Annotated in this window: 11 protein-coding genes; 7 read left to right on the top strand and 4 right to left on the bottom strand. The window is 46.5% G+C overall.

The window, feature by feature from the left end; all coding sequences use genetic code 11:
• The first annotated feature begins 626 nt into the window (after positions 1-626).
• The 7 genes from N7E81_RS19445 to N7E81_RS02125 all read left to right on the top strand — a co-directional run bounded on the left by N7E81_RS19445 (position 627) and on the right by N7E81_RS02125 (position 13,323).
• Positions 627-3,239 carry a discoidin domain-containing protein gene (locus N7E81_RS19445; protein ID WP_407692721.1) on the top strand — a complete coding sequence of 871 codons (2,613 nt, stop codon included), beginning with the start codon at positions 627-629 and terminating at the stop codon, positions 3,237-3,239.
• A gap of 275 nt (positions 3,240-3,514) precedes the next feature.
• Positions 3,515-7,273 carry an Ig-like domain-containing protein gene (locus N7E81_RS02150; protein ID WP_263051638.1) on the top strand — a complete coding sequence of 1,253 codons (3,759 nt, stop codon included), beginning with the start codon at positions 3,515-3,517 and terminating at the stop codon, positions 7,271-7,273.
• 165 nt (positions 7,274-7,438) lie between these two features.
• Positions 7,439-9,397, top strand: coding sequence for a choice-of-anchor Q domain-containing protein (locus N7E81_RS02145; protein WP_263051637.1), 1,959 nt, complete (start codon positions 7,439-7,441; stop codon positions 9,395-9,397).
• A gap of 31 nt (positions 9,398-9,428) precedes the next feature.
• Positions 9,429-9,695: a DUF4212 domain-containing protein gene (locus tag N7E81_RS02140; RefSeq protein ID WP_263051636.1), complete on the top strand. Its 267-nt coding sequence runs from the start codon at positions 9,429-9,431 to the stop codon at positions 9,693-9,695.
• 2 nt (positions 9,696-9,697) lie between these two features.
• Entirely contained in the window at positions 9,698-11,371 is a 1,674-nt protein-coding gene (locus N7E81_RS02135; protein WP_263051635.1) for a sodium:solute symporter family protein, read from the top strand.
• A 25-nt stretch (positions 11,372-11,396) separates the two neighbouring features.
• Entirely contained in the window at positions 11,397-12,494 is a 1,098-nt protein-coding gene (locus tag N7E81_RS02130) for a GDSL-type esterase/lipase family protein (protein WP_263051634.1), read from the top strand.
• Positions 12,495-12,516: 22 nt separating this feature from the next.
• Positions 12,517-13,323 (top strand): polysaccharide deacetylase family protein, encoded by an 807-nt coding sequence (locus tag N7E81_RS02125; RefSeq protein ID WP_263051633.1) that lies wholly within the window; start codon positions 12,517-12,519, stop codon positions 13,321-13,323.
• 9 nt (positions 13,324-13,332) lie between these two features.
• Here the strand turns inward: N7E81_RS02125 and N7E81_RS02120 are convergent, their stop codons facing one another.
• Genes N7E81_RS02120 through N7E81_RS02105 form a run of 4 tightly spaced genes read right to left on the bottom strand, consistent with a single transcriptional unit; the run spans position 13,333 to position 19,367 of the window.
• Complete coding sequence (locus tag N7E81_RS02120) at positions 13,333-14,139, bottom strand: polysaccharide lyase (protein WP_263051632.1); 807 nt, start codon at positions 14,137-14,139, stop codon at positions 13,333-13,335.
• Positions 14,140-14,174: 35 nt separating this feature from the next.
• Positions 14,175-15,203 carry an L-rhamnose/proton symporter RhaT gene (locus tag N7E81_RS02115; protein ID WP_263051631.1) on the bottom strand — a complete coding sequence of 343 codons (1,029 nt, stop codon included), beginning with the start codon at positions 15,201-15,203 and terminating at the stop codon, positions 14,175-14,177.
• Between the two features lie 22 nt (positions 15,204-15,225).
• The gene (locus N7E81_RS02110) at positions 15,226-17,004 is read right to left on the bottom strand and encodes a hypothetical protein (protein WP_263051630.1); all 1,779 of its coding nucleotides are present in this window, start codon (positions 17,002-17,004) and stop codon (positions 15,226-15,228) included.
• Entirely contained in the window at positions 16,992-19,367 is a 2,376-nt protein-coding gene (locus tag N7E81_RS02105; RefSeq protein WP_263051629.1) for a glycoside hydrolase family 2 TIM barrel-domain containing protein, read from the bottom strand. The genes N7E81_RS02110 and N7E81_RS02105 overlap by 13 nt, the downstream gene beginning before the upstream one ends.
• Positions 19,368-19,375 lie beyond the last annotated feature (8 nt).

Raw genomic sequence — 19,375 nt, 5'->3', positions numbered from 1 at the left:
CGGTATATATTGGCAACATGGCTAGAACTACAGACGTCACCTTCAGGGCTTTGTCGGGCCATACGCCAGTGTTTTCAAAACTGACGATCGACAATAGCCAGCATTTAGTTTTCGATGGCATCACCATCCATGCCGCTACGGCCAATCTGGGTAGAGATGAGTTTATGATGACGGGCAATGCCAACACCACGCACATCACGATCAAAAACTCCACTTTGAAAGCAGCAGACGACATTTCTACATGGACTAAAAATGACTGGTATGCCAACGTGACGGGTGGAGCAGATTTCCGTGGAGGAAATATCACCTTCGAAAATACACTCATTACCAACGTATATCATGCCTTGTCTTTGCGAGGAGATTATTCTTATGTGACTAATTGTACGATAGACAACTTCGCAGGAGATGCAATTCGTGGATTGGGTAGTTTCTCTACCTACGAGTACAACACCGTACGCGACTGCTATATCAACGATTATGCGATCCAGCACGATGATGGGTTTCAGGCCTATAAGCTAGATGGCGATCTGAAGATCGAAAGCGTGACTTTGAGATACAACAAGTTCTTGCTCTTCGAAGATCCGATTACGCAGTTTGTGATTGACAATGAGCTCATTGGTAATCTGATGCAGGGCATCATCATTACCGATGGATTTGGCGATGGCTGGGTAGTGGAAAACAACCTAGTGATGAATGATCAAACGCACGGGATTACACTATACGGCGCTCGAAACTGTAGAATACAAAACAATACGGTGGTTCAGCATCCCTACTATACCGATACCGACTTGGTGCCTTGGATCTCATGTCAGGCACAAAGCAAAACAGGACAAGACAACTTCAGCAATGTGATCAGAAACAACATCGCAGGTAAGTTTACCACCTGGACGTTTGATGCTACTACTATCGTAGAGGGCAACATTGATATCGATGAGTTGAACTACAACAACTATCTCCCATATTTCAACGATTATGTCAATCACGATTTTCATCTGAAAGCGGGTAGCTTGGCTATCGATGCCGGAGTAAATACCGATATGGCAACTTTGGATTTGGATGGAAATATCAGAGTGTTTGGCCCTTCGCCAGATGCAGGGTGTTTTGAATATTCGGCTGGAGCAGACCAGACTGCGCCTACTTTGGTATCGGTCAACAATTCCTACTTGGACGATGTTTTCACTTTTAGCTTTAGCGAAAGCGTAACACCAACTACGGCACAAAACACGGCTAACTATGCGATCAGCAATGGAGTGACCGTACAATCTGCAACACTCGAAGCGGACAATCGCACAGTGACCATGGAAGTATCTACACTGGGAGGCAATCAGGTAAATACGCTCACCGTGAGCAACGTACAAGACTACGCTGGCAATACCATTGCCAGTGGCAATACAGGTACATTCAAATTCACCTGCGACACACTATGGGCGAGCAGCTTCCAAGACGACCAATGGGGATATAATCCTCCTGCAGGCGCGATGGATGCAGACCTGAATACCAAATGGGCTTCGGAAGGAACCGAATGGTTGCAGAAAAATTTCTGTAGTGCAGTTACCGTCACCTCGGTAGATATCGCTTTTGGGTTGGGAGACGAGCGCACGTACAATTTCAGCATTGAGCTGTCTAGTGATGGAGAGAATTACACGCAAGTGTATAGTGGAGTCAGCAGCGGCACTACTTTGAGCTTAGAGCATTTTGATTTTGCGGACACGCAAGCCAGATATGTAAAAATCATAGGTGGTGGCAACTCCGCTTCTGCCTGGAACAACTATCAGGAAGTACAGATCAACACATCGGGAAGTGCGCCTACCAATCAGGCACCTGTAGTAGCGGCTATCCCTGCACAAAGCGTGGTAGAGGGCAATAGCCTAAACGTGTCTGTGTCGGCTAGTGATAGCAATGGCGACAACCTTACACTATCGGCTAGCAACCTGCCAAGCTTTGCCACTTTTATGGATCATGGCAATGGTACTGGTACCGTGAGTGTGGTGACTACATCAGGAGATGCTGGCGTGTATAGCAACATCACCCTTACGGCAAATGATGGTTTGGCCAATGCCTCAACCTCGTTTGATTTGACCGTAACGACTGGAGCTAGCAATTCGGCGCCTGTATTGGCTGCGATTGGTAGCCAAAGCGTAGACGAAGATGCTACGTCGAATGTAAGCATAGCTGCCACTGATGCAGACGCAGATACGATGACAATCACGGCTACGGGCTTGCCCTCTTTTGCTACGCTCACGCCCAATAGCAACGGATCGTCTACCCTTGCCATGAGTCCTACTTCGGGAGATGCAGGTACCTATTCAGGCATTGTCATTAGCGTGACGGATGGCACAGCTACCGATAGTGAAACTATCAGTATCACGGTTCATGCAGTAGTAGTGGGGCAGTCGTATACGATCTATGCTCATGCCAATGACCAGGAAGTGCGCACCAATGGCACGACGCAGTGGGTAGGACAGACAACCGCCAGGGTAGGAGGAGCCAGTTCTGCTTATGATGCAGGTTTGGTGATTCCGTTTCAGCTACCTGCTTTGCCCGCAGGACACGCAGTGGCCGAGGCTTCATTTTCCATGAATCTGGTAGGCAAAGTGAATACACCTACTGGCAACATGAATCTAGCTGGTGTGACATACAGAAGCACCAGTGCAGTGTTGGTGGCAGATTATTCAGCGTCTAGCTCGCTGGTAGAGACGGGTTTTATCACAAGTGCTACAGCTGCGGGTGTGGTGTCTTTGTCGGACGACCAGCAATTGGCCGACTTCATCAACGACCAGTATGATGCAGGGGCAGTAGCAGGTGATTATGTCTTTTTCAAAATCCAGTCTGATATAGATGAGGCCAATTATTCCTATTGGAATATGAGTACGGCCGATGATACGAATAACAGCAAGAAGCCTACTCTTACCCTTGTGTCCGGCAGTGGTAGCGGTGCTCGCACGGTAGCTCATACCGTGATGAACGTAAGCGAACCAAAGGCTCAGTTGGTGGTATATCCAAATCCTATACAGTCTGGGGAGCTTCATTTGGTATTACCTTCAAACTTTGATGCGAGCAGAGGAACCGTAAGTATTTTCAATACTTACGGTCAGCGGGTCTATCAGATCAATTTGAATCAGGCGAAGTCTGAGACTACTTTTAGGATGACAGGCTTAGAGTCTCTCACATCAGGATTTTATGTGCTACAGCTATCCGATGGTAAGTCTGCTTATCAGTCAAAAGTTTCAGTACAGTAAATTATTTTCTAATATAAGGTTAAGCCCTTTCTGATCCAGAAAGGGCTTTTTTTATAATTGGACGGTTGAGCAGGACAAGACAGGACAAATCGAATATCATGAAGGCCTAAATTGAAAATGGTTAGAAAGGATTTCTACAACAACAAATAAGGACTCAATAGTTTCGGGGGAAATAAATTGAGTATTTGTACTAGAAGCAGCCTGCTTGGGATATGAAAAGTGCAGGCTGCTCTCTGGTTCTAATTAAATAACACCTTAGATACAAAAAAATGAATATGCAGCAAAAACACTACTTGAGAAAAATATCCATGATGTGCATCATGGTTGCCGTGGTAGGATCGGCATTCGCGCAGTCCACTGTGGATGTGCTGGCTTCTATAGCCGATGGATTTGTGTCTGATCCAGCATTGGTGACGGCAAACAATCCCTATGTGCTTGGAGACCTTAAAATTGGCTCTAGCGACGTAGGAGGGAATCCTAATTTGACATCGGCCATTATTCCTTTTGAATTGCCAACCATTCCGGATGGCAAAGAAATCACAGCAGTCAGTCTTACGGTACATGTTTCTTATGGGAGACAGTGGGCCAATTCGGATGTCGATTTGTATGGGCTAGGGTATAGTTCTACAGCTACTATTTCATCGTCGGATCATTTTGCTGGCGACTTCGGTACAGGCAATGGATCGGATACAGGTATTCAAGATGATTTTATTTCTAAAAATGTAGACTTGGGAAATCTTGATACAGAAAGAGATGAAACTACAGATGCTACAGGGGGTACAAACTTGCTGGCTTTTATCAAAGCACAATATGATGCAGGTGCTGCAGCAGGCGATTTTGTTTTTCTAAGATTGTCTATAGATAATGTGTCGATGACAGGTTCTCAGTATTTCAATGTAGACGATGGTGCTGGGGATAGTCCTGCCAAACTGGTCTTTACATTTGATGATTCTGATGCAAACAAGGCACCTGTATTGGCTGCGGTGGGCGATCAGGAAGTGCAGCAAGGAGAGAGCCCTACAGTGGTTTTGTCAGGGTCAGATCTTGATGGAGAGAATAGTGCGCTGGTATTCAGTGCCAACAATCTACCAAGCTTTGCTTCGATCACCAACAACGACGATGGCACTGCAGATTTGGCTATCAGTCCGCTGGAAGAGCATGTGGGTGTATACCCCAATGTAGAAATCATAGTAAGCGACGGAGAAGATACCGACACCGAGATCATCACGATTACCGTGACCAATGGCGTGACCGTAGACATCACATCAACTGCAGATGGATATGTTTCAGATGCTACGTTAGTTACTGAAAACAATCCCTATTATGCTGGTTTTATGAAACTGGGCAAGAGTGATGTAGGTGGCAATGCTAACCTGACCACAGCCATTATACCCTTTGAGCTACCAGCCATACCAGAAGGTAAAGAAATCAGAAAGGCCAACTTGAAAGTATATGTGTCCTATGGTAGGGAATGGGTTACGACCAATGTCGATTTGTATGGTTTGGAGTATAATGCCGCCGCAGATATTTCTTCTTTAGATCATTTTGTGGGAGCATATGGAGACGGTACTGGCAACGGGTCAGATTTTGGTATTGAGGACGATTACTTTACCAAAAACGTGGCCAATGGATCTTTAGATACTGAGCGCTATGAAGAGACCAGTGCTAGTGGTGATGCCAACTTGGCAAGCTATCTGAAGGCACAGTACGATGCGGGTGCAGTAGCTGGTGATTATGTGTTTTTAAGGTTGAGTGTAGATAATACTGCTGTGGCAGGTGCACATTATTTCAAAGTAGAAGGCGACGGAAGTGCAACACCTCCTACCTTGTCTATCACCTTCGACGAACCTGTGCCTGCTGGCAATCCCACACTTGCGCCTATAGGCAATCAGACAGTCACACAATATGGCTATCTGAAAATAGACATCGAAGCTACGGTTCAAAACTCAGACCCCATCACCTTGAGTACTTCTGATAATTTGCCTAGCGAAGCTACTTTCACAGACTATGGAGATGGTACAGGTAGTATCGAAATCATCTCGGCAGGAGTGCCACAGGCGTATGCAGATATTGTTATTACTGCATCTAACGGGAGCCTAAGCAGTTCGGAGACGATCAGTATTACCTACGAAGCGATAGACCCCTCGCAGCAGATGAATCTGGATGAAGTGGCTTCAGATCGATTTGCAGTGACTGATTTGGTATGGCCAGCAAGTCATGGCGAAGCCGCCGTGAGCTTCTGGCACGAGGATAAAGTAGCAGCGACCACCATTACCATAGATGATAATATAGAAGCAGATCATAGCTTTTGGCTCGGCCTGCAAGAAACTTACGATCAGCTCAAATTCACTTGGTTTATTATAGACAATCAGGTGACCGATTGGAACAAGTACCAAGCGCTTTTGGATGCGGGCAACGAAGTAAATGGACACGACGATTGTGACATCAATAGTGACGTGGATGAAAATGACACGAGCAACGACAAAGTGTACCGTACGGCATTGGAGAGTATTCAAAACGACATCGCTACCAACTTGTCTGCACCTGCTACTACCTATGCTTATCCATGTGGAATAGAGTTCGATACAGATATAGCCAGAGATATATACATCGCCATGAGAGGCACATTTGGTGTCATGAACCAGGCCAATCGTACCAACTATTTGGCACTGGATAGCCGTAGTGCTACCAATAGCAATGAGGATATAGACAATCTCCTAGACGAAACAAGAACGGTCAAATTGTTTGGCAATTCTTACTATAGAGGGTGGTATGCTACTCATTACCATTCGGTGACAAGCAATGAAGTACTGAAAACCAATACGGAAAACCACATGAGCTATATCAACGATCATGCGGATGAACTATGGATTGCAGGATTTAGCGAAGCAGCAAAGTATGGGCAAGAGAGAGATTCTCATACCCTCACGATAGATCAGGTAGAAGCCAGTGAGATCAAATTCACATTGACTGATGACATGAAAGACGAGTGGTTTGATTTTCCGCTGACGGTAAAAGTGAGAGTAGCTAACGATTGGGGAGCTGCAAGTGCCACACAAAACGGTGTGCCTGTAGAGGCCACACTGGTCACACATGAGTCTGATAAGTACGTCTTGGTAAAAGCCGTGCCAGACAATGGTCAGGTCACGCTGACAGGTACAGGAGAAGCCACGCCTCATGCACCCGTTCTCGATCCGATCGGCGCACAGGGAGCAGTAGAGGGCGAGTCTAAGTCTATCGACCTATCGGCTACAGATGCGGATGGAGATGGGATCATGTTTAGCCTATCAGGCGCGCCAGCGTTTATTACTTTGACAGACAATGGGGACGGTACAGCAGATTTGGTGGTGAATGCTCAAAGTGGAGATGCCGGCACCTATACCCTGACAGTGAAAGTATCTGATGGTACGCTGACCGATGAGGAAGAAATCACGGTGACAGTCACAGCTGCAGTGGTAGATAATACAGCACCCGAGCTAGCCGCCATAGGCGACCAAACGCTGGAAGCAGGACAAGCCTTGGAAGTAGCACTATCGGCTACAGATGCGGAGAGTGATGCGTTGAGCTATAGCATCAAGGATGAGCCGGCTTTTGTTTCCTTGACGGACAATGGAGACGGCACGGGTAAAATAAGAATCAGCCCCACTGCTACAGATGCAGGCACGTACACCTTCACGATCGCAGTCTCAGACGGTACACTTGTAGCCGAAGAAACGATTACGCTTATAGTGACGGAACCAGATGCTGAAGTATTGGTGATTGGTGATGAGCAATGGGATGCAGTGACTGTATATCCTAATCCATCTGTCGACGGTCGTTTTTACTTGACAGTGCCTGCGGGTATTCAGGTGTCGCAGGCAAGCATCAGTATATACAGTGCTTTTGGACAAGAGATGATCAAGAGGTCGATCACACTGGAGCACAACGGAGACAAAATTGATGTATTGGGAAGTCAGAGTTTGCCGACAGGCTATTATCTCATGATGTTCTCGGCAGGTGAGGTCACAAAAAAGATGACTCTTTTGGTTAAATAACACCGTCTCATTCGTCTTCTATTCGAAGGTGAATGAAACAGGTTTGGCCATCCGCTTTATATGAGAAGCAGCAATTTGAACAGGCGTATAGTATCGCCTGTTCATTTTTTATTTTTAAGAAATGAAGACCTAGAGCACAGTCTCGGGGTGATTTGATTGACAGCTATGATGAAGAATATTTGGAGTGTTTGGGTAGGGTGTATGTTGGGTGTTTTTTTGGCGCAAGCCCATGCGCACGCATATGTGGAGTACCAAGAATCCAAGACGTATTACCTAGATCCTATTGCTGGGCATCGAAACAACGATGGAAGTGCATCTGCTCCGTGGCCCTCGTTGGAGGAGGTGATCTCTACGGGCAAAGTACTCCAAGACGGGGATGAATTGATCCTACTATCTGGCCCTCATGGTAAGCCTTATTTTTCTAACTATCAATTTGATACGAACCTGAAAATAGTGGCTGCACCAGACGCTACTCCTTGGGTGTCGGGTTTGCAATTGGCCAATAGCCATCACCTCACCATTGACGGACTGCTCGTGGATGGAACCAGCCGTACAGACTCCAACCCAAACTGGGTATTTCTGATTACGGGCGACGTGAATACGCATCACATCACCCTGACCAACTGCACCATCAAATCTGCTGAGGACGTGAGCACCTGGACTCGTGCCGACTGGTACGCCAAGGCATTTGGAGGTATGGATTTCAGAGGTACGGACATCACCGTGAGTCACAGCACGATTACCAATGTCTATCATGCCGTATCCTTACGGGGCAATGGCACTTATTTTCATGACAATGTGATTGATAATTTTGGGGCGGATGCCTTACAGGTGAGGGGGAGCAACTCGACCTACGAAAACAATCTGATTCGAGATGCTTACATCGAAGACTACGAAGTCAATCATGATGATGCACTTCAGTTTTTTTCGCTAGCGTCCGATCCTATTATTGAAAATGTGGTGATTAGAAACAATAAATTTCTGTTGTTCGAAGACGAAATCACCCCTTTTATGGAGGCACAAAAAACGGCTGGACAACCTGTAGTGAGTGAAAAAATGCAAGCCATCATCATCACCGATGGGTACAGCGATGGCTGGATAGTGGAAAACAACCTGGTGGTAAATGCCAATGCACATGGCATTTCGCTCTATGGTGCCCGCAACTGCAGAGTGCAAAACAACACGGTGGTTCATCACCCCAACACGACCTATTTTAGCAACACCACCAATCCACAGGTTTTGGTGACCGATCAGACCAAGACAGGTCAGACCAATTTCAGTAATGTGATTAGAAACAACCTGAGTACCAACCTGAGCTGGTCTTCATTCGATGCCACCTCTACGGTAGAAGGCAATATCGATATTGACCAAAGCAATGAAGCCAATTATTTGACCTATTTCAAAGACTATTTGGGACATGACTTTCATCTCAAAGTGGGCAGTCCAGCTGTCGACGCCGGGATAAACAAAGATCTACCAGCTACAGATCTGGATGGTAGAGCTCGTCTCAATAGTAGCACGGTGGATGTAGGAGCCTACGAGCTCGATCAAGACGGATCGTCCAATCTTGCCCCTGAGATGGGACTGATCGCACCACAAAAAGTAAGGGCAGGAGAAGCCACTCAAGTGAATATCTCCGCATCGGATGCCGACGGAGATCTCTTGTCATTTACGATCCATGAGGCGCCAGATTTTGTGACACTTACAGATCATCAGGATGGTACAGCTCAGCTAGTGATCAGCAGTTTGCCTGGCGACGAAGGAAGCTATACTTTCGAGGTGGTGGTGTCCGATGGGCAAGCCACAGACGAGCAAGTGGTATCGCTCACGGTCACAGACGGCTCTGGAGAAGTACTTGCATTGGCGGTCGAATCGGAGGCGAGTCGGATCTATCCCAATCCGTCCAAGACCGGAGAAGTGTATCTAAATCTTGGTACGAGTCAACTCTTGTCTGTGCAACTCAGCGATATGATGGGGCGAGAAGTGGAGGCTCATTTGTCTGTAGTGCCCATGGGATTAGGTGTGGTCAGGATTAGTCCTTTGAGTCAATTGAAAAACCAGCAGTATATACTACGTATTCAATTTGCCGATCAGTTTGTAAATCAAATATTGATAGTAAATTGAGAGTTGCTATAACGAATAAAACTACAATTTCATGGAAAAAGACAGAGGCAGAGCGTATTGGCGACAAAACATACGCTATCTCACCATCCTTTTAAGTATTTGGTTTCTCACCTCCTTCGGATTTGGAATCCTTTGGGTAGATCAATTGAATCAATTCAGAATCGGAGGCTTCGAATTAGGCTTTTGGTTTGCCCAGCAGGGCTCAATATATTCCTTTGTCATCATCATCTTCGTCTATGTATTTCTGATGAATAGATTGGATGCCAAGTACATGTCGGGCAATAAAGAACAGCAATAATTATGGATATTCAAATATGGACCTATCTCATCGTTGGGATATCTTTTGCACTGTATATCGGTATTGCCATTTGGAGTCGGGCAGGTAGTACAGAGGAGTTTTATGTAGCGGGTGGGCACGTGCCTCCCTGGGCCAATGGCATGGCTACCGCAGCCGACTGGATGAGCGCTGCTTCTTTTATTTCTATGGCTGGGCTAATCTCTTTTATGGGATTCGATGGAGCTGTATATCTGATGGGTTGGACTGGCGGCTACGTACTTTTGGCGCTGCTTCTTGCACCCTACCTGAGAAAGTTTGGCAAATTTACCGTGCCCGATTTTATAGGAGATCGGTATTATTCTAATGCTGCCCGTACCGTTGGTGTGGTGTGTGCTTTGATTGTCTCTTTTACCTACGTAGCAGGTCAGATGCGAGGTGTAGGAGTAGTGTTTGCGCGCTTTCTCGAAGTGCCTATCAATACCGGTGTGATCATCGGTATGGTTATGGTATTTTTCTATGCCGTCATGGGCGGAATGAAAGGTATTACCTATACGCAGGTAGCCCAGTATTGTATTTTAATTTTTGCATACATGGTACCAGCTATTTTTATTTCTATTCAGCTCACAGGCGAATGGTTGCCGCAGATTGGTTTTGGTAGTCAGCTGGCGGATGGTTCTGGTACTTACCTGCTCGACAAGCTCGATGGCTTGCATCGGGAGTTGGGGTTTGCTGAGTACACCTCTGGTAGCAAATCTACCTTCGATCTGTTTGCTATTACCTTTGCATTGATGGCGGGTACTGCCGGGTTGCCACATGTGATCGTGCGTTTTTTTACTGTGCCCAGTATGAAAGATGCCAGAATATCAGCAGGCTATTCACTGGTGCTAATCGCTATCTTATACACCACAGCGCCAGCCATAGCGGCATTTGCTCGTACAAATCTAATCACAACGGTATCTGATGCGGAGTATAGTTCCGTGCCAGATTGGTTCAAAAACTGGGAATCTACTGGGCTAATCCAGTTTGATGATAAAAATAACAATGGTACCATTCAGTATGTAGCTGATCCCGCTACCAACGAGCTACAAATAGATCGGGACATTATCGTATTGGCTAATCCAGAGATAGCTCGCTTGCCCAATTGGGTGATCGCCTTGGTAGCAGCAGGAGGACTGGCTGCGGCCTTGTCTACAGCAGCAGGCTTGCTTTTGGTCATTTCTACTAGCGTGTCGCACGATTTAATCAAAAAACAGTTTAAACCTAATATTTCTGACAAAGAAGAATTGATATGGGCACGAGTGGGTGCAGGAGTGGCTGTACTTGTGGCTGGCTATTTTGGCATCAATCCACCTGGATTTGTCGCCGCTACAGTGGCCTTGGCATTCGGGTTAGCGGCAGCTTCATTTTTCCCAGCTATACTACTCGGTATTTTTGATAAGAGAATGAACAAAGAAGGTGCAGTAGCAGGCATGGTGACAGGTACGGTGCTGATGCTATTTTATATGATGAAATACAAACTCAATGCTTTCGGAGGCGGAGGCTCCGAAGATTGGTGGTTTGGCGTGTCTCCAGAAGGGTTTGGTACCATTGCTATGGTTGTCAATTTTGTGGTGTCGTTGGTTATTTCTAGACTATATGCTGCACCACCAGCCGATGTGCAAGCCATGGTTGACCGAATTCGTGAGCCAGGAGAATAGTCGTTTTTGATATGAAAGCAATAAAATGAACAACTATCAATTAGTTTTTGGTCTATTTCTAGCCTTAGCTATGGCGAGTTGTGAGCAGTCCTATCAGCGGCTGCCTATAGCTCCCCTAGACGAGGCTGTATCGTATCAAAGTAGGATAGATATAGATCAACCCACTTCGGTTTTAGTAGACCTGTATTGGTCGGGAGCGGCTGTGCGAGTGAGCTATGAGGGGGATTCGCTCTTTGCTACCCTTCAGGATGAGCGTGGCGACAATTACTTCAATGTGATCATAGATCAAGATAGTGTAAGGCTCTTATCTGTAGATACGACCAAGACTAAGTATCTATTGGCGGCTGGCTTATCCTCTGGTAGTCACACTGTAGAGCTATTCAAGCGCACCGAATGGATCAGGGGGAAAACTACTTTCTTCGGTTTTGAAGTCACGGGCATAGCACCTAAAATATCTAAGCCTGCGGCAAAGCGTAGAAAAATGGAGTTTTATGGTAATTCTATCACGGCGGGTTATGCGGTAGACGATGGGAGTGGGGCCGATTCTCCCGACAGTGTATATACCAACCACTATGTGAGCTATGCCTCGCTGGTGGCTAGACATTTCGACGCCTCATATCATAGTATTTGTAGGAGTGGAATAGGTGTGATGTTGAGCTGGTTTCCGATGATCATGCCAGAGATGTACGATCGAGTGGTGCCTACGGATAGCACGAGGCGATGGGATTTTGCTACGTATACACCAGCAGTGGTGGTGATCAATTTGTTTCAAAATGACTCTTGGCTCATCGAAAAACAAGAACACCCTGAATTTAAAGCTCGGTTTGGCGAAGAGAAACCTAGAGAAACTCAAATAGTAGCCGCATATCAGGAGTTTGTTTTGAAGATTAGAGCCGAATATCCTGAGGCGCATATCGTTTGCCTATTGGGCAATATGAATGTCACTCAAGCGGGTTCTCCTTGGCCTGGGTATGTGGCACAGGCTGTGGCACTTTTGGGTGATGACCGTATCTATGCTCATGCCGTGCCTTTCAAAGAAACGCCTGGCCATCCCAATAGAGCCGAACAGGAGCTATTGGCTGAGAGCCTTATTACATTTATCAACAACCACATCGAGTGGTAATACACATACAGCTATGAACAGAATGAGTATTTTTTTTGCGTTGCTTTTGGTCTGTCTTGTTTTTGGGACACAGGCACAGCAGAGTTTCAATTGGCCGAAAGGCAAAAAGGCCGCCGTGGTACTGACCTATGACGATGCCATAGATTGCCACTTGGATATCGTAGTGCCTGCGCTAGACGAGTACGGGTACAAGGGTACTTTTTTTTTGACGGGGAGTGCTCAGTCCGTTGCCAACAGATCCGAGGCTTGGCGTGCCATAGCCGCCAATGATCACGAATTGGCCAATCATACGCTGTTTCACCCCTGTAGAAAAGTGATACCAGGAGAGCGCAATTTCGATTGGATCAGACCAGAATATGATTTGGATGGCTATAGCTTTCCACAATTGATCAATGAGCTGAACACGGCCAATTCGCTGCTTCATGCATTGGACGGCAAGTCCGAAAGAACATTTGCTTACACTTGTGTGGATCACACCATACAGGGGGTAGATTTTTCTGATAGTATTCAGCATATTTTTGTGGCAGCTAGGGGATTGAGTCCAGTGCCTGAGTCGCTCCGGGGTGTAGATCCATATCTGATGCCGAGTACCAGTGCTGCAGAGCTGACTGGTGAGCAGCTGATCGCGGAGGTGAAAAAAGCACAAGCCAACGGCACGGTGATTACTTTTTTATTTCACAGTGTAGGCGGAGGCTATCTCAATACCTCTGCCGAGGCGCATCGTGAGTTGCTCGACTATTTGAAGCAAAACCAAGACAAGCTCTGGATCGATACTTTTTTGAATGTGACCCAGCATGTGCAGCGCGAACAAGCACGCTTGGGCTGGTAAGCGGATTCTTTATTTCTTCTTTTTCGAAGGTTTGGTGTAGACTCGGATATTGTCAAATTTGACAAAACTGTTGTTTTTTGGAGCCCAGTCAGGAGTGGCGCCGCCATGAAACGTAGAAAAGTAAAAAGTATCGATCATGCCAAGGTCGTCTTTACGCAGTCTGAATTTCTTTTTCCATCCTACCTTGTTGCCGTCAAACCACACCTCTATGAGTGCGTCTTTGTTGCCTGGTGTGTTGAGTCTGATGTGCTGGGTGATGGTGTGCCATTGTCCAGTTTTGAACGTGGCATTCAGAAAGACACCTTCACCATATTTTTCTTTCATGTCTATGTAGTATAGATAGACGATGGGCTGCTGCTGACCTGTCCACATGTATCGTGCACTCCAGCCTTCGCCATTTTCTGGGTGCTTGCCTCCTGTATAGTTGGCTCCGCCACTGGTGAGGCCAGGCAGCTTGCCACCTTTGGTAAAATCAAAACCATCCTGAAAATATACGTCGTAGGACAGGTAGTAGTCCGTGGCGGGAGGGATCGGTCGCACAAATTGGATACCGCCTTGCTCAGGGCCTACAGCTCCTTCTGGGTAAATGACTTGTAGTACGTTTCCTTTTTTCCCATCCTTCAGGATCAGTCCTCTGTTTTGGGTCATAGCCCAACTGACGGTATCAAAGTCATTTTTGATCTGATCTTCATCATATACTCCCAACGCGGCAGATTCGAAGTCTACCGATAGTACATCTATTTCTTGTGCGAATAGGCTAGCAGACCCAAAGTAGGTAGCGGCTATCGTTGATAATATTTTTGAGGTAATCTTCATCCTGTTGTTTTTTTGAAATGGAACTTAATTGGGGTTTAATGAGTGATGGTATTGGCCAGCCCGATCATCAGTATAGAAATCATGACGATGGCGAGGCCTAGCGCCAGTACCCACATGGTATTGCGAGAGGCGCCTACCCATTCTTTGTAGATGATACCCCACAGATTGCTAAAGAAAATAATGAATGCCATGTGTATAGACCAGCTGGCAAACTCTAAAGATTCTCCTAAATAGGTAGTGCCCATCCCGTAGAAGAAAAACTGTAGATACCAAGTGAGACCACCCAGTGCCGCCCAGATATAATTTTTGACCAATGGTGTGTCTGGGTTGGTATAGTCGGTTGTCGTGCGATTCTTTCGGTTGAGATAGAGGCAGTAGAGGCCGTTGGTAGTCATGCCTCCCCATAGTATCCATACGAGTACGGCATTGTTTTGAAACAAGTCACTTGCACCGCTGGCCAGTGCCAGTTGGGCGATGGGAGCCCCAGCCTCTAGGCCAAAAGCAAAGCAAGCGCTGAGTAACCCAGACAAGGTGGCCACGGTCAGGCCTTTAGTGAGGTTAAACTCCTCGTCGGCAGCCATTTCGGTTTCCTTTTCTTTTTGTGCGCCAGCATAGCCTACCACTGCGATACCGATCAGGCAAATCAGAATTCCTGAAAGGGTAATGATACCTGTATCGGTTTGTAGCAACTGTGCGAATGTGCCCTTGAAAATGGGAGGTATCAAAGTGCCAAAAGCCGTGCATAGTCCTAGTGCGATCGTCATACCTAGAGACACGCCCAGATAGCGCATGGACAGTCCAAAAGTGAGTCCGCCAATGCCCCAAAGTAAGCCGAAGAAATAAGTCCAGCCCTGCGTAGCGCTATCGGCCTGTGTGATCACATGCCAGAGGTCTGGTATGGTAAACCAAGCAGTGATGAAAGGCACGATGAGCCAGGCCGAGAGCCCCAAGATAAACCAAGAACTTTCCCAGCTCCATTGCTTGACCTGTTTGAACGGAATGTAAAAACTGCCTGCTCCGAATCCGCCAATGGCGTGAAAAATGACTCCTAATATTGCTCCCATATGCTGCTGTTAGTTGTGTGGTTTAATACAAATATGCCTTTTTGATCAAAGCCTGATTTTCCTCATTTTTGATGTTTTTTCTAATCAAATCCTGATAAATATAATAAGAGAGCCAATAGCCATTGTGATATTGCTCTCGGACACTTTTAGGATTTTTGTAGTGATTGTACCATTGTGTAGAGAGATGCTCTTTGGCTGCTCGTGCGATCATGTCGCTTGCATGACTCATTTGAGCAGCAGCTACTTTTTCGAATAATGCCGAATAGTCTTCGTACTTCATCTGTGCAGTTTCTAGTATCTCTGATTCGTCTGATTGCCCTAGTGCAAGTAGAGAAATATTTTCTTCATACTGCTGATCTCCGTCCATGTCGAAGCTCATTTCGTCAAAGAAGCCATTGCCGTCTGTGTCTTGGTAGCGCACCGTAGCAAATCGAGTAGGTTCAAAATTGTCAGTATCTTCTGGCTGAATATTAGGGCCACGCCAGCCTTGCCAGCCCTGGTAGCTCAGTGTGTTTTGATCGATTCGCCAGTAGCCTGTTTCTGCACCTAGCAGGTGTATTTTCCCGTCAAGGGGCGACACATATAGGTTTCCTTTGCCAGAAAAATCGAGGTCCCATTCGCCTCTATCACCAGCTGGATCAGCTTGTGGGTTGTGATCTAGCCCACCATTGCCCGAGCCGATCACAAAGGGATCTTTGGGCTCATAAAATTCTACACGCTCCCATCTGTGACAGTCGTCGTCTTCGTCGAATACAAGCCAGCAGGCGCTCCACTCTCCTCTGGAGAAGGTAAGGTCATAGGCTTCTTCATGACCCGCATACACCAGCTGATCCAGATGTCTCCACCGTGGATCGGCAAAGTAGGCATCAGATTTTTTGGCAATGGGATGTTCTTTTATAGGTTGAATTTGATCTGAATAGTCGAATCCCTTCCCACTAAATTTTAGACTCATGTCAAAATCTAGCTCATTGCCCGCGCCGTTGTCGTTGTCTAGATCAAAAGTCATTTGTACCAACGAAGCCTGTTGGCTAAAAGCCCAGGTTACCAAATCTTTGGCTCCTTCGATGGCCATGGGTTCGTCTACGATTCGGATGGCCATTTCTGTGAGGCCGTCATTGTCTAGATCGTAAAATAGGAATGGGTTTTCCCAATTGAAGCTCAGGTCGTCGATATTCCAAGAAGAAATGTGAACTTTTAGCATGGTGCTCTGGCCGTGGTAGTCCGCAAAAAAATTGGCTTTGCCGCTGTGATCCCAGCCTTCGTATCGAAAGGTGTCCCAGTTCATATAGCCCAGTACGCCGTCTTTGTCGTTGTCGACAAACCACATATAGTGCGATTTCCATTTGCCAGTGTAGTCTTTTTCGGCATTTTCGATGATCACTTGATAGTCGGCCAGTCCGTCGTGGTCTTCGTCTATGTAGTCCACGATCAGATCGCCACTGTCGCCATATTTACCATCATGGTTTAGGTCTATCAGTAGGCAGTCGTTGTCGAGGTCACCTTCGAGGTCGCCCGTGCGCATGTCTCCATCGTCGTCTAGCCAGAGGGCATGTAGGCCATTGGGGAGTACTACTTTCATACCCACTGGGTTTCCCTCTTTTTTGCGATAGAGGTATTCTATGTGCTCAGGATCGGGCAGGGGTAGTCTAAACGGCGTGAGGGTTTCTTCAAGTTGAGGATTTCTCTCGGTAGTATGCTGTCCATGAGTGGTCACGGCCATACATTGAACGAGTCCAACGAGGCCGTACACTTTCCATGAAGAGAGCGTTTTTGTGATAGTACTACGATTTATTCTGGCCATCCTTCGGGTTTTTGGTAGATGTAATTGTAATACTCAGGCTGCTTCACATCACCTATTTGGATATAGCGAAGGCTTACTTGTTTCATGCGCTTGCTCTTAGGGTCTTCGAGCTCGGTCATGACTAAATAGCCCCCTGTTTGCTCTGGGAGGGTCATGGTCACAGGCACGAGTGTTTGCCAGAAAGGCTGCACGGATACGTCTTGCTGTCCAGTAGAGACTATGTTTCCTTTGGGGTCTAGTAGTTTGTAGTGTACAGTTCCTGTATTTACTTGTGCGGTGTCATTCACTACCATGATGTTGAAATTGAATGAGCTGCCGGGTTTTTGTACCGTTGGAGCTTTCACATATCTGGCATCTTCGATGTCTAAGAACGCCGCGAAAGGTCTAGTCACATGGTATTGCGATAGCAATGCTTGCGACGGAATTAGGTCTTTGATGTCGTGGATAAACCAGTCGCCTGTGTGTCCGTTGTTATTGGTCAGGTAGGCGAATGAAGCCACACCGTCTGCTTCTCTGGTGGATCGGATCATCTCTGTCTCTATGGCTTGTAGATAAGCTTGGAATGCCCATCGCTCGTCTGCCGTAGCGTCTTTGCCTATGTAGTATTCGTACACATCTCGGTTGCTTTCGTAGAGCTGTGATCCGTCTGGTTCGTAGTATTCGTAGTCTACTTTGTGAGGCACACGATCTTTTTCGGTGAAGTTGCCGAAGGTTCGGACGCCAGAGGTGAGGCCATCTCGGTTTTGCCATAGCCAGGCAAATTCGTTGACGATCACAGGTGCATTGGCTTGTTTCATATGCTCCAGCCCAGCTACTTTGTCGTTGAGTTTACCAAATCGGAAAGCCTCGCGTGTCTGCTGGATAAAGTCGTCTCCTACCCACCAGCCATGAGCGAGTGGGTACCAGTGATATTCGAATACATCCAGTCTGCTACCAGCTTCTGCTTTCATAAAACCTAAATCCCATAATCTGGTAGGGTCGATCAGTCTCAACTGTGGGATAAGTTCTCTGCCGATGTATTCTTGTTTTTGCTCATTGAGTGCATCCCAGATCACCACACTGGGGTGGTTGCCATCTTGCCAGATCCAATCTGAGTATTCTACGGCATATTGGGCGGGTCTGCCTCTTAGGTTCCACATGTTGTATTCATTTTGGATTAAAATACCATGCTCATCGGCCAGATCGTACCAAAATTTAGGGAGTAGCCCTATACTTACTCGGAAGAAGTTCCAGCCCATAGCGCTCGGTATTTCAATCATCATTTTCTCCACCCATTCGCGATCCCAAGGGAGGTGGGCTCTGTCCCTGTCTTCGAAAAATCTATTGAGCGTAAGCGTAGAACCAAAGAGTGCAATCTCTTGTCCATTCAGTTGAAATGATTTTTCTACTGATTTGAAATCACGCATACCGAAAGTGACTGTTTCTAGATCAGACGGGCCTATCCAAGGTTGATCATCAGCTGGCTTGATGCTTTCTGAGTTACCAAAATCGTCGAAAAACCTACGATCTGCGGATACTTCTACTACGGCTTCATATAGAAATGGATCTGCTGGCGACCAAGGTTGAATGTCTTGATTGAAATCAAATATGAGCTGTAGTTCTTGCTGCTCGATCTGACATTGGATTTTGCCTGAGATTGTTTTTGTATCTGTTACGATGGTGCCGCTTTTTTTCTCACGAATATGTGCTTTTAGCGTGTATTCGATGGCGCTGTATTCGGTGTTTCTCTCTAGTATTTTGGCATAGTTTTCAAGTTGTATTTTTACCGTGGCTTGCTGGCTAGCCAGGTCTGGTAAGGCGAGGGCTCTGTGTACTCTGATAGGGCCACCAAAGCTGATCGAAATATCATCCCATATACCAGGGATGTCTGTGTATTTTTCTCTGTCGAAGCCAGTAGCTGCATCTTTAGGCATCCATGCACGTTCGCCTAGTCTCAGGAGGAGCACATTTTCTTTGCCATACACCAAGTAGTCTGAGAGATCTACATCGATAGGCGTATTGTTTTGCATATATGTGCCCAAGTCTATGCCATTGAGGAGTACTTGCGTGTTGAATCTGCTTTTGAGGGCGGTGAGTATGGCCGTCTTGTTTTGCTTCGATTTAGGTACTTTGAAAGTGAATTTGTACCAGTTGTATCGGGGTTGTTGAGTGCCCGAAAAGTAAGCCTCGTATTGGTCAATTCTTGGTTTGGCTAAGTCGATCAAGCCGGGTACGGGGATGGTGCGTGTAAATTTACTTGGCGGGAAAGCCGTTTGGGTTTGCTCGAAAGGCACCACACCATTCAATGAAATAATGTCCGTAACCTGTGCGAAAAGCGCTTGGCTCGTGATGACAATCGCAAGTGATAATATTAGCTTCTTCATATTCTCTT

It is taken from the genome of Reichenbachiella carrageenanivorans, from assembly GCF_025639805.1.
GTDB lineage: Bacteria > Bacteroidota > Bacteroidia > Cytophagales > Cyclobacteriaceae > Reichenbachiella > Reichenbachiella carrageenanivorans.
The sequence above is the reverse complement of the archived record's forward strand: the minus strand, read 5'-3'. Positions and strand labels throughout refer to the sequence as shown.

What these genes read in the sequence shown, in the direction of transcription:
- N7E81_RS02110 (WP_263051630.1), bottom strand. Translation starts at nt 17,004, where the DNA reads ATGGCCAGAATAAATCGTAGTACTATCACAAAAACGCTCTCTTCATGG.
- N7E81_RS02130 (WP_263051634.1), top strand. Translation starts at nt 11,397, where the DNA reads ATGAACAACTATCAATTAGTTTTTGGTCTATTTCTAGCCTTAGCTATG.
- N7E81_RS19445 (WP_407692721.1), top strand. Translation starts at nt 627, where the DNA reads ATGCAGGGCATCATCATTACCGATGGATTTGGCGATGGCTGGGTAGTG.
- N7E81_RS02120 (WP_263051632.1), bottom strand. Translation starts at nt 14,139, where the DNA reads ATGAAGATTACCTCAAAAATATTATCAACGATAGCCGCTACCTACTTT.
- N7E81_RS02135 (WP_263051635.1), top strand. Translation starts at nt 9,698, where the DNA reads ATGGATATTCAAATATGGACCTATCTCATCGTTGGGATATCTTTTGCA.
- N7E81_RS02115 (WP_263051631.1), bottom strand. Translation starts at nt 15,203, where the DNA reads ATGGGAGCAATATTAGGAGTCATTTTTCACGCCATTGGCGGATTCGGA.
- N7E81_RS02105 (WP_263051629.1), bottom strand. Translation starts at nt 19,367, where the DNA reads ATGAAGAAGCTAATATTATCACTTGCGATTGTCATCACGAGCCAAGCG.
- N7E81_RS02140 (WP_263051636.1), top strand. Translation starts at nt 9,429, where the DNA reads ATGGAAAAAGACAGAGGCAGAGCGTATTGGCGACAAAACATACGCTAT.
- N7E81_RS02125 (WP_263051633.1), top strand. Translation starts at nt 12,517, where the DNA reads ATGAGTATTTTTTTTGCGTTGCTTTTGGTCTGTCTTGTTTTTGGGACA.
- N7E81_RS02145 (WP_263051637.1), top strand. Translation starts at nt 7,439, where the DNA reads ATGATGAAGAATATTTGGAGTGTTTGGGTAGGGTGTATGTTGGGTGTT.
- N7E81_RS02150 (WP_263051638.1), top strand. Translation starts at nt 3,515, where the DNA reads ATGCAGCAAAAACACTACTTGAGAAAAATATCCATGATGTGCATCATG.